The 12,154-nt window shown below is 35.6% G+C and carries 9 protein-coding genes; 2 read left to right on the top strand and 7 right to left on the bottom strand.

Annotated features, from left to right (window positions below):
- Positions 1-36: 36 nt before the first annotated feature.
- A complete protein-coding gene (locus ACZ47B_RS02035) occupies positions 37-915 on the top strand; it encodes a DUF234 domain-containing protein (protein WP_464895014.1) in 879 nt (292 codons plus the stop codon).
- Positions 912-1,913: a sensor histidine kinase gene (locus ACZ47B_RS02030; protein ID WP_464895013.1), complete on the top strand. Its 1,002-nt coding sequence runs from the start codon at positions 912-914 to the stop codon at positions 1,911-1,913. The genes ACZ47B_RS02035 and ACZ47B_RS02030 overlap by 4 nt, the downstream gene beginning before the upstream one ends.
- On the opposite strand, the gene dnaE is transcribed toward ACZ47B_RS02030, so the two are convergent.
- The 7 genes from dnaE to ACZ47B_RS01995 form a co-directional block, all read right to left on the bottom strand.
- Positions 1,910-5,407 (bottom strand): DNA polymerase III subunit alpha, encoded by a 3,498-nt coding sequence (dnaE, locus tag ACZ47B_RS02025; protein ID WP_464895012.1) that lies wholly within the window; start codon positions 5,405-5,407, stop codon positions 1,910-1,912. The two genes, ACZ47B_RS02030 and dnaE, sit on opposite strands and share 4 nt — an antisense overlap.
- A gap of 63 nt (positions 5,408-5,470) precedes the next feature.
- The gene (locus tag ACZ47B_RS02020; RefSeq protein WP_464895011.1) at positions 5,471-6,028 is read right to left on the bottom strand and encodes a DJ-1 family glyoxalase III; all 558 of its coding nucleotides are present in this window, start codon (positions 6,026-6,028) and stop codon (positions 5,471-5,473) included.
- 18 nt (positions 6,029-6,046) lie between these two features.
- Positions 6,047-6,610, bottom strand: coding sequence for an elongation factor P (gene efp, locus ACZ47B_RS02015; protein WP_464895010.1), 564 nt, complete (start codon positions 6,608-6,610; stop codon positions 6,047-6,049).
- Positions 6,611-6,620: 10 nt separating this feature from the next.
- Complete coding sequence (locus tag ACZ47B_RS02010) at positions 6,621-8,297, bottom strand: efflux RND transporter permease subunit (RefSeq protein ID WP_464895009.1); 1,677 nt, start codon at positions 8,295-8,297, stop codon at positions 6,621-6,623.
- Positions 8,294-9,922, bottom strand: coding sequence for an efflux RND transporter permease subunit (locus ACZ47B_RS02005; RefSeq protein WP_464895008.1), 1,629 nt, complete (start codon positions 9,920-9,922; stop codon positions 8,294-8,296). Before ACZ47B_RS02005 ends, ACZ47B_RS02010 begins: the two co-directional genes overlap by 4 nt.
- An 8-nt stretch (positions 9,923-9,930) precedes the next feature.
- Complete coding sequence (locus ACZ47B_RS02000) at positions 9,931-10,725, bottom strand: efflux RND transporter periplasmic adaptor subunit (RefSeq protein ID WP_464895007.1); 795 nt, start codon at positions 10,723-10,725, stop codon at positions 9,931-9,933.
- A 1-nt stretch (position 10,726) separates the two neighbouring features.
- Entirely contained in the window at positions 10,727-12,118 is a 1,392-nt protein-coding gene (locus ACZ47B_RS01995; protein WP_464895006.1) for a TolC family protein, read from the bottom strand.
- Between the last annotated feature and the right edge of the window lie 36 nt (positions 12,119-12,154).

Raw genomic sequence — 12,154 nt, 5'->3', positions numbered from 1 at the left:
ATACATATTTTATCAAAACTTTAGTAAAATATATCCATGGGTAATATAAAAAATGACTTTAAAGAGTTTTGTAGTAATTTTACTTATCTTGACACAAGAGAGCTTATAGAAAATTTTGCTGTTTTTGACGGACTTGGACTTAACGATACCGTTTTGGACAATGACATATTTAAAAATATTCAAGTATTTGTATTGCAAAACTATAAAGAATTGAAAAAAAGATTCTCTTTGGATAAAGATAAGGAGTTGATATTAAAAAAATTGGCTTGGGGAGATAGAAAACAGTATGCGCTCTATAGAAATTCAAAAGAAATATCACAAATCAAAGGAAGAATCCTTCACAAAGAACTTTACAGTGAAAAAATCATTGAAAAAGAGTTGACAAGAGAACAAATACCCCAAAGAGGGAAAAACAGATATATAAAAAAAGAATACAGAGGTTACTCTCCGGAAGATAAGCTGAGATTTGTAAAAAATTTTGATAGATTCTGGTATACATTCATATCACCATTTAGCGATGATTTGGACGAAGGCGTACAACAAAATTGTATAAATGCTATCAAAAACGGTTTTGAAAAATATGTAAGCTTGACTTTTGAAGAGTTGTCAAACGAGCTTATACAAGAGCCTTGTTGGGATCTGGATATAGTTGAAAGCGGGGGATATTGGGATATAAATACAGAATATGATATGCTGGCAAAAAACAAAAATAATCGCTATATCATAGGCGAATGCAAATGGACCAATCAAAAGATTTGTAAAAACACTTTAAGAAAATTGCAAAACAAAGCAAAAAATCTTGATTTTGATATCATCAATTTCGCTCTTTTTTCAAAAAACGGTTTTAGCGAATCTTTGAAAAAAGAGAAAGATATACTACTTTTTAATATAGAGGATTTTAGGAAAATGATATGATAGATAAAGAGATGTTGGAAAAACTGGATTCAAAAGAAAAAGATATACTAAAAGATACTCTAAAAGGACTCATTGAGCAGACATATGCGGTCGAAAACGAGTATAAAGAATTAAAAAAGTCTTATGACAATTTGCAGAATTTCATCAAGCAGGTCGTGGAAGTTTTACCAAATGCCATATGGGTTATAGATGAAAATGAAGAGATTTTTTTAGAAAACTCCGAGGCAAAAAAGATTTCGAACTTGATAAAAAAGATAGACAAAAACCAAGAGAGTGACGAAATAGAGCATGACAGCAATTACTACCTTGTAAAAACGAGTCACGCTTTTGGCAAGAAGATAGTAAGTGCTACGGATATAACACAGGAAAAAAGAAGTGAAAGACTGGCATCCATGGGGCAGATAGCAGCTCACCTCTCCCATGAGATAAGAAACCCCATAGGATCGGTCTCCTTAACGGCTTCAACTCTTTTAAAAAGAGTAGCACCCAAAAACAGACCTTTGGTAGAGGAGATAAAAAAAGCCATATGGAGGGTTGAAAGGATCATAAAAGCCACACTTCTTTTTACAAAAGGTGTATCCATACATAAAAGCTGCGTCAAAATCAAAGAGTTTGAAGAAGAGATAAAAACCGCCCTTGAGTACTATGCATACAGTAAAGATATAGATATAAAATTCGATATGGATGAGTCTGTCATAGAAGTTGATTTCGATCTTTTCAGTATAGTGCTTCAAAACTTTATATTTAACGCCATAGATGCCATAGAAGAGGATGAGAGTGAAAACGGCTGGATAAAGATAATTTTTGAAAAAGGTTCATTTTCTATCCTTGACTCAGCACCCAAGATAGAAGATACAAGCATATTGTATGAGCCTTTTAAAACAACAAAAACCAAAGGTCACGGACTAGGACTTGCACTATCATTGGAGATACTAAACGCCCACAATGCAACTATAGAGCTACTTAAAGAGGATAAAGGGTTTAAGATATATCTTTAAGCAACCGCTTCAAATGATTCTAATTTTGAAAGCTCATCTATGATATCTTCATTGACTCTTTCGCTTACATCTATTACCACATCTTCTCTTTTGGAACTTATGACCAACTTCAACTCCCTGCCGCCTTGGTATCTTCTTACCAGCGAGTACAGTTTTTCAAGAATGTCAAGTTCGTGTGAAAGTTTGATCTTAATGAAGATAGGCTCTTTTGGGGCTTCTACTATCTTGGTATCTATCTTTTCTTTTTTTGATTCGTCGATCCCCATGATCTTGAGTGTTTTTATCCTTGTAAATTGATCATCTCTGTTTACCTGTACTTTAAATGCCAACGGTTTTTCCAAATCCATCTTTTCAAGTTGATAAAGCATCTTTTCAAATACGGTAAGCTCTATGTTGCCGTGAAAATCCATGATATTTATGATGCCGAATTTATTACCTTTTTTACTTATCTTGGTTGTTATATCCTCTACCTTGCCTATAAAAAGAGCTTTACTGCCGTCAGCTATGGAGTCTACTTCACTTGAGAGGGTATGAGGAATTTTTTCTATCTCTTCCCTGTAGCTATCAAGCGGATGGCCTGAGACGTAAAACCCCATGGTCTCTTTTTCAAGGTCAAGGATATCTTTTAACTCGAACTCTGGCATATCGACTATCTCAACCCTGGCTTCCACCATCTCCGCACTATCTCCAAAGAGTGAGTTTTCAGCCATCTTTTTTGCTCTGTTGCACTCTGCTCCGGCATTTACGATATGCTCTATATGATCCAAAAGTGCTCGTCTTGAATACTTAAATCCGTCAAAACTGCCGGACTTAATCAAAGACTCCAAAACTCTTTTGTTCACTTTGGATGTATCAATCCTTGAGATAAAATCGTTCAAATCTTCAAACTGCTTTTCGTTTCTGGCTTCTATAATGCTCTCTATAGCTTTCTCACCTACCCCTTTTATGGCACCCAAACCAAAAAGTATAGCTTTTTTCCCGTCATTTTCTATGGCGGAAAATTCTATATAACTTCTTTTTATATCCGGTGGCAAAAGCTCGATACCCAGCCTTTTCACTTCATCGATATATTTGACTATTTTATCGGTATTGTCCTGCTCACTTGTCAAAAGTGCTGCCATGAACTCTTGTGGATAGTAAGCTTTTAAGAAGCTTGTTTGAAAAGTTATCATGGCATATGCCGCAGAGTGAGACTTGTTAAAACCATACCCTGCAAATTTGACTATCAAATCAAATAATTCTTCGGCTTTTTTCCTGTCGAACCCTTTCTTTGCAGCACCTTCGGCAAACTCACCTTTTAGTCTGTCCATTTCAGATTTGATTTTTTTACCCATAGCCCGTCTTACCACATCAGCACCGCCTAGAGTAAAGCCACCTATGGTTTGAACTATCTGCATAACCTGTTCTTGATATACAATAACCCCGTAAGTCGGCTTTAGTATCGGCTCAAGCTCAGGAAACATATATGTTATAGGTGCTCTTCCATGCTTTCTTTCGATAAAATCATCCAACATACCACTTTCCATAGGACCGGGCCTGTATAGAGCCAAAACCGCTATAATATCTTCAAAAGTAGTAGGTTTTAGTCTTTCATTAAGCTGCTGCATACCGCTTGATTCTATCTGAAAGAGCCCCAAAGTATTTCCACTTTGAATGAGTTCATAAATCTTAGGATCATTTACATCAATGGTTGTAAAATCTATCTCTTTGTCATATCTTTTTTTTATAAGTTTTAGAGCATTGTCTATAACGGTCAATGTTTTAAGTCCCAAAAAGTCAAACTTGATAAGATCAACATCCTCAAGATACTTCAAAGAGTACTGGGTTACGAGATGTTCTTCTCCTGAAGGCTTGTATAATGGGGTTTTGTGCCATAACTCTTCGTTACTTAGCACTACTCCTGCCGCGTGCATTCCTGCATTTCTATTTAGGCCCTCCAAAGAGAGTGCAAATTTCCAAACCCTAGCTGCCGATGAGTCATTTTTTATAAGTTCTCTAAGTTTTGGCTCTTTTTCGTAAGCTTTTTCAAGAGTGATGCCAAGTTCATCAGGTATCAGTTTCGCCATCCTGTCCGCTTCACTGTATGGCATACCAAGAACCCTTGCCGTATCTCTTATGACTCCTTTTGCCAAAAGTTTACCGAAAGTTATAACTTGAGCTACATTGTATCTTCCGTATTTTTCAACGACATAATTTATAATTTCGCCTCTTCTTGCCTGACAAAAATCCATATCGATATCAGGCATACTGACTCTTTCGGGATTTAAAAATCTCTCAAAAAGAAGGTCATATTTCATAGGATCGATATCTGTTATCTTCAACGCATATGCCACCAGACTTCCGGCAGCCGATCCACGACCTGGACCCACGGGAATACCTCTTTTTTTAGCCTCTCTTGTAAAATCCCAAACGATAAGCATATACCCCGGAAATTTCATCTTGTTGATGATATCTATCTCTCTTTGCAACCTATCCCGGTATCTCTGATGCTCATCTTCAGGAACGATTTTAAGCCTCTCTTTCAAACCTTCTTTGCACTTATGCTCAAAATATTCATCATCACTTTCATAATCAAGTCCCTCTTTTTTTGCATACTCTTTGGTAAATTTGAATTTTGGAGGTGTAGGGTGACCAAGATCGAGTTCAAGATTACATTTTTCAACTATTTCTTGAGTATTTTCGATAGCCTCGGGGATATCGACATATAACTTTGCCATCTCCTGAGGCGTTTTTAGATAAAATTCGTGTACAGAGTGCCTAAGCCTGTTTGGATCATCAAACTCCTTGTTCATTGCAATACACATAAATGCTTCATGTGCGTCGGCTTCTTCTTGTTTTAAATAGTGGGTATCGTTTGTAGCTATGATCTTTATACCTGTTTCAAGTGACAATTTTATAGCCTGTTCATCTATAAAAAGTTGATCATTTATACCGTGTCTCATAAGTTCAAGATAAAAATCATCCCCAAATATATCTTTGTATTCAAGTGCTATCTCTTTTGCTCTTTCATACCCTTTGGCTCCAAATTTCCTGTTTCTTTCACTGTTTGTATTTAAGTGCCAGTTAACTTCCCCCTGGAGGCAGGCGGATGAACATATGATTCCCTCGCTATGCTCTTTTAAAAGCTTTTTGTTTATCCTTGGATAATAGTAAAATCCATGTATATAACTTTGAGAACTAAGATACATAAGATTTTTATAACCTGTCATGTTTTTTGCATACAAGCACAGGTGAAATCGCTGTCTGGTGGTTTTGTCTGAAATGTCATCTTGATTATGGATATAAGCCTCCATACCGATTATCGGCTTTATCCCCTCACTTTTCATGGTTTTATAAAAATCAATCGCACCGAACATATTGCCGTGATCGGTGATTGCAACACTTTGTACACCCTGATCTTTCAAGGTTTTTGCAAGTAGTTTTATCTTATTTGCCCCATCAAGAAGCGAATATTCGGTATGTAGATGTAAATGGGTAAATTTTATATTACTCACGGAAGCCTCCCTATAATTATAACTTTATAATTATAGGGAAAATTATATAATTTTGAGGTAAATTTAACAAAAATCAGCTAAAAGTCCGGCTTTTAATTCACTGTATTTTTCATCTCCGACAAGCATTTTTACAATTTCAAGTCCGAAACATATAGCAGTGCCGGGACCTCTTGAAGTTATGACATTCCCATCGATAACTACTTTTTGATCTGCAATATACCCCTCTTTGCCGGTATGGCTTTCAAAACCGGGATAGTTAGTATGTTTTTTCCCGTCAAGTACCCCGGCTTCTTTTAGTGCCCAAGGAGCTGCACAAATAGCACCAACCGGTTTATCTTTTTGGTTCAACTCTTTTATGATGGATTTAACTTTTTCACTTTTTGCCAGATATTCAGCTCCAGGAAGTCCACCGGGAAGCACGATCATATCTAGCGAGTCGACATCGACTTCATCCAAAACGGTATGAGCTATCACTTTAAGTCCGGTATTTGAGCCCTCGACTTCTCTTTTTTCAAGCCCTGCAACTACAACTTCGATGCCGGCTCTACTTAAAACATCTATGATACTCATAGCCTCTATCTCCTCAAAACCGTTTGCCAATGGAACTAAAACTTTTGCCATTTCTGCCTCCTTAAAAAGTTATTTAACTTTCTCCAAATACTCGCCTTTTGCAGTATCGACTCTTATGGTATCACCTTCAAGCACATGAAAAGGTACCTGTACAACCGCCCCACTCTCTAAAGTTGCCGGTTTTTTACCGCCTTGCGAGTCACCTTTGAAGTTTGGTGGGGTTTCTACGATTTTAAGCTCTACTACACTTGGAGCTTCCACACCTATAGCCTCTCCGTTGTGAAAAAGTATATCCGCATTCATACCGTCAATGAGCCACTGAGCGGCATCTCCTACTTGATCTTCACTAAGAGCTATTTGCTCATAAGTTGTCGTATCCATAAAGTGTAGCATTTTGCCGTCATTATAAAGATACTGCATAACTTTATCTTCCAAATCAGGTGACTGGCACTTATCTCCCGCATGAAAAGTTTTATCTATGACTTTACCGTTTAAATATGATTTTATCTTTACTCTAACAAACGCGGCACCTTTGCCGGGTTTTACATGTTGATACTCGACTATTTTATAAGGTATGCCGTTTAACTCTATCTTTAAACCTTTTTTCAAATCTCCCATTGAATATGTTGCCATTTTTTTTCCTTTATATTGCTTTTGTATTATCCATTAAAACCGGGATAAATATTAGTGATACTGCAACTGCCGCAACTGTACCGCCTATAAGAGCCACTCCTAAACCACCGAAAATCGGATCACTTGCAAGAAGTGCAGAGCCGAGTATGATAGCGATCGCAGTTAGCATGATAGGCTTTGCTCTTGTTGCCGTTGCAACTGCTATGGCTCTTTTTTTCTCCATCCCTTTTTCACTTATGAGTGCTTTTGCAAAATCTACAAGCAAAAGTGAGTTTCTTGAACTTATACCCATAAGTGCTATAAATCCTATAAGACTGGTCGCCGTTAAAAAGAAAGTATCTTTTGTAACCAGATCAGCTACCCAATGACCCACTATAACGCCTATGATAGACAAAAAACTGCCAGCCATTATGATGGAGCTTATAGAGTAACTCTTATAGTATATGACCATTAAAACATATATTAGCACAAGTGCAGCTATAAATGCAAGACCCAAGTCTCTAAAAGTATCAAGAGTTACTTTCATCTCTCCATCCCATACTATATCAAGTTTTTCACCTGTTTTTTTATCTGTTAAATGAAGGTCGAACATATGTGTAAAGTTTTTTACACTATCTTTTTTGATAGTGTAGTACTTCGATAACTCTTTTATCATTTTATCTCTTGCATCCAAAAGCGGATATACCTGGGATACTTCATCTGTTTCAGCGGTAACATTGATGTATCTTTTCAAATCCTTATGCGTTATCATAGGTTCATTAGTGGTTTTTGTTATATCAACCACTTCTCCAAGCGGTACCATCATCCCTTTTTGATTCATAAGCTCAAAAGATGATAGTTTCGCTTTTACATCATGTAGATTTGCCGCATCAAATCTTCTGGTTTTGTCGCTAAGTCTTAAAAATATACTTATCTGAGAAGGATAATCTTCAGAGTTTTTAACTCCAACTGCCATACCCTCAAAAGCAAGATAGAGTATCTTTTGGACTTGCTCTACTGAAAGTCCACTTTTTTGAATCTTGTCAACATTTGGTTTTACATTGTATTTTGGGTATATGTCATCATCCATGATATCCACATCAACTAGACCATCAGTTTTTTTAAGTATGCCTTCAACTCTTTTTGCAAGCTTTCTGACTGAGTTTAGATTTTGGCCGTAAATTTCAGTGACTATTGAAGCAAGCGTAGGAGGACCTGCGGGTTGCTCTATCATCTTTATAACAGTCCCTTTTTTTAACTTTTCGCAACTATTTTTTATCACAGGTCTAAGTCTATGAACCATCTCATAACTTGTCTCTTCTCTTTCATGTTTATCAGTTAGATTTATAACGAATTCGGCAACATTTTCACTGTTTTTAAACCCGCTTCCTTTTACAAGTCCTGCGTAATCAAGCGGGGCTCCTTCGCCGTAATAACTCTCTATATCTGTTACCTCTTTCTCTTTTTTTAAGGTATTTAAGACGCACTCTCCTACTCTCCTAGTCTCTTCTATGGAACTACCGGTAGGCAAATCAATATAAACACTGTATGTATTTGCGCTTTTACCAGGAAGCATCTTTGCTAAGACCACTTTGGTCGGTAGCATCATAACTGAACCTACAAGTGCAAGAAGTGTGATGATGATAACAAGTGATTTTAAAAATGTACTATTTATGATAGTATATACGAATTTTTCATAAAATTTCATTTCTCACCTCCATTTGCATCATTTTCATCCTCTTTTTGAAAATGGTGATGATGGTGATGAAGTTTTGGTTTTTTTAGTAATTTTTTAGATAAATATGGTGTAAATATATATGCTATAACCAAAGATGCTATCAAAGCAACCGGAACATTTTGAGGTATCGGTTTCATAAACTCTCCCATCATTCCCCCTACAAATGCCATAGGCACCATTGTAAGTATAATTGCAAGTGTTGCTATATTTGTAGGAGAGCCTATCTCATCTGTTGCTTCTACAACGATTTCATCCATACTTTTATCCACCGAAGAGTGATCATGCAAATGCCTGTGTATATTTTCTATAACTATGATAGCGGCATCTACCAAAAGTCCCAAAGAGAGTAAAAATGCAAAAAGCGTGATTCTGTTTATAGTTTGACCTGTTATATAAGCAACAAATAAAGTTATAGCTAAAATGGCCGGAACTGTAAAAGTAACGATGATGGACTCTCTCCAACCAAGGAAGAATACAAGCATAACGGCAATGATACCGATAGTTATCAAAAGATGATCTACTAGTTCATTTACCGCATCATTCGCTCTTTTACCATAGTTTCTTGTAAGTACATAACCAATGCCTTCTTTTTGAAGCATCGGTTTTAACTCATTGATTTTCGCTATGACATCGTTGGCTACAAAAACCGCATTTGTACTTTTTAGTTTTGCTATAGTCAAAGTATATTGCGGAGTATCATTTTTAAGATCTTTTGTCCATATATCTGCTTGTTTGAAATTTTGTATATCTATACCATCTTTTACCCTTGCTATATCTTTGACATAGATAGGAGAGTTCATATAGTTTGCAACCATTATATTTTTTACATCTTCTATACTTTCGATGCTATTTGGGACACCAAAGATGACTATCTTTTTATCTTTTGTTCTATTTTTTACTTCCGGTACCTCTTTGGCGATGGAGCTGACTGCTTTCATGATCTGCCCCAAAGAGAGATGATAACCTTTTAGTTTGTTCAAATCGACTAAGATATTAAATTGTCTTTTGTGTGCGCCTTTAACTTCTGTTTTTGAGACATTTTTTATGCCGTTTATTTGATACTGTATATCTTTTACTATTTTAAAAAGCTTGGCATCGCTTAGATTTTTATTTTTCTTATAAAACGCATAAGATAGTATAGGTATATCTATATCTATATCAAAAGGTTTAACTATCGGATTCATTGCATTTTTAGGAAGCTCATCCATGTGCTGCATAACTTTATCATAAAGTTTCAGATTTGAAATTTGTCTGTTTTGACCTATATAGTACTGTACATTTACGATTCCTACATTATGCATAGCCATACCATAAATATGCTCAACCCCTGAAATTTCTCTTATCCTCTCTTCAAGCGGCTTGATAATAACATTTTCTATCTCTTTTGGAGTAGCTCCCGGCATCGGCACTATAATGGCTCCTCCGCTTATGGCTATCTGAGGATCCTCCTCTCTTGGCATAATTTCAAGTGAAAGATAACCAATTGCCAAGATAAAGACCGCCAACATCGCAGTTAGCGGATTATGCAAAAAAGATAGCGCAAGTTTACCTGCATAATCTTTGGGTTTATAATTTATATCATTTTTATTTTCCATATATCCCCCTATTGTATATTGACTTCTGCATACATTCCCGGAATAATTTCACTTGATTTATCTTTTTTGAATGCAATTTTAACTTTAAATTTATGTGTCATCGGATTTGCCGCAGGAATGATTGAAGCTATGGTTCCAACAGTTTTATATCCAATGGATGGGATTTGCACTTTTACTTTTTCTCCAAGCTTTATACTTTTTAAATTACTCTCACCGATTTGTACCATGATCTTCAAATCATTTAGTGAAGTAAGTATAAGTGCCGGCATACCAGGGATTGCTATCTGACCGACTTTTATATTTTTTTGTATGATCACTCCATCATTTGGAGCTTTTAGCTTTAGATAGTCATACTGATGCAAAACCTCTTTTAATTTGGCTTTTGCCTGAGCTAACTGTTTTTTGGAGATTGCGACCATATCTTTTGTATTTTTTTCCATAAGTTGCATATTTTCCATATCGTACTTGGAAACAAAACCTTTTTTGTAAAGTCTTTTATATCTTTCATAATTTAGATGCGCATTATTGTGCATGTTTTGATTCATTTGTACCGCAAGTTGTGCCTGAGATATGGCAAGTTCAACTTGAGATTTTGCCAAATCTATCTCTTTTGAATCTATCTCATAAAGAAGTTTTCCTTTTTTTACATAATCACCCTCATCGACATATACGTTTTTTACAAACCCCATAAATCTGCTTGCTATCATCTTTGTATCATCACTTACGACCGTACCTGAAAGCTTTATATCGGTTGCGTTTACAAACGTAACTGTCATTAAAAGTGCTATTAATATCTTTTTCATACTATCTCTCCTCCAGTAAACTTTCTAATTCGAAAACTTTTTGATTTCTATCGGTTTTAACTTTTAAAAGTTCAAGAAGCGCTTTTATCTCCTGGGAGTGCTTTATGAGAACATCGCTTATCTTCTCCAAGCCTTCTTTGTATTTGCCTTCGTATTGTTCAAAAACCTTTTTTGTAAATTCAAACTCTTTTTCTTTTGCTTTGACATCATAATCTTTACTTTTGACTTCTGTTATGATTTGTCTTATTTTAAGAGCTAGGCCTCTTTTTGCAAGGGAAAGTTTTTCGGCCATTTGCATATGTTTTACTTGTGCTTCTTGAAATTCAGCCGATTTTTTACCTCCGTCAAAAAGATTCCATTTCAACTGTGCACCAAACGTAACACTGTCATGTTTGAAAAAATCATTGAAAGGCTTGTCATCAGCCGTGGAGTACTCTCCAAATGCACCTATCACCGGGTAGTATGCACTCTTTTTCAGTTTTATATTTTCTTTTGTTATCTTTAGACCCAACCTTGCCATTTTAAGATCTATGGTTTTTTCTACCATTTGATCTATACTCTCTTTTGGCAAAGGAGCGAGATCACTAACATGAGAGATAGACTCGACTTTTTCTCCTATTAAAAATTCAAGATACTGATAAGCTAAGTCTCTATTCAATCTTGCCTGGTTCAAGTAGCTAAGCACACTTGCTTTTTTTGCTTCAACTTCGAGTATATCCGTATCTTTTGCATAACCTTCACTTTTAAAAGCTCTTATGATATCTTCAAGCTTGTCGATATTGCTTTTTAACTGCTTTAAATGTTTTATGTAGTTTTCTACCAAAGAGATATTGTAAAAAGTTTTTTTTGTTTGATATATCTCTTCATTTATGATTTTTTTCGTATCAAGTTTGGAGAGTTTTTCCATATCTTGCATAATGACTTTGTACTGCGTAAGTTTGTATCCGGTAAAAAGAGGAACTTTGTAAGTTAATTTATTTTGAAAATGGCTCCTGTATCCGGGGTAGTTTAAGTCATTTGGCTGAACTTGTAGTAAACTACTCATATCAGAAGGCGGATTACCTTGTGATGCTCCATATATAGCTCCTCCTAAAGGAGTTAGAAAATCCTTAAAACCAAAATCCCCAAATGTAGCTTCTCTGCTTTGCAACTTGAAACCAAAAACATTTCCGGCATCATTGCTTCTTAGGGCATTTAAAGTATAATCAAGATTTCCATAGTTGTAACTTTTTGCGATTTGGGTTTTAAAATTTGCTATCTTTTCATTGAATTTTGCAATTTTTATATTTGAGCTGTTTTTTTTCAACAAGTTGATCGCTTCATTTAAAGTCAACTCTCTTTGCATTGCAAAAATAGATGAAACCAATAAAAGCAAACTAAAAATGATTTTCATTAGTCCTCCTTATCATTATCATAAAAATATGAATTA

The sequence above is a fragment of the Thiofractor thiocamini genome, from assembly GCF_055384375.1.
Note: the sequence above shows the minus strand (reverse complement) of the source record. Positions and strands in the feature narration are given on the sequence as shown.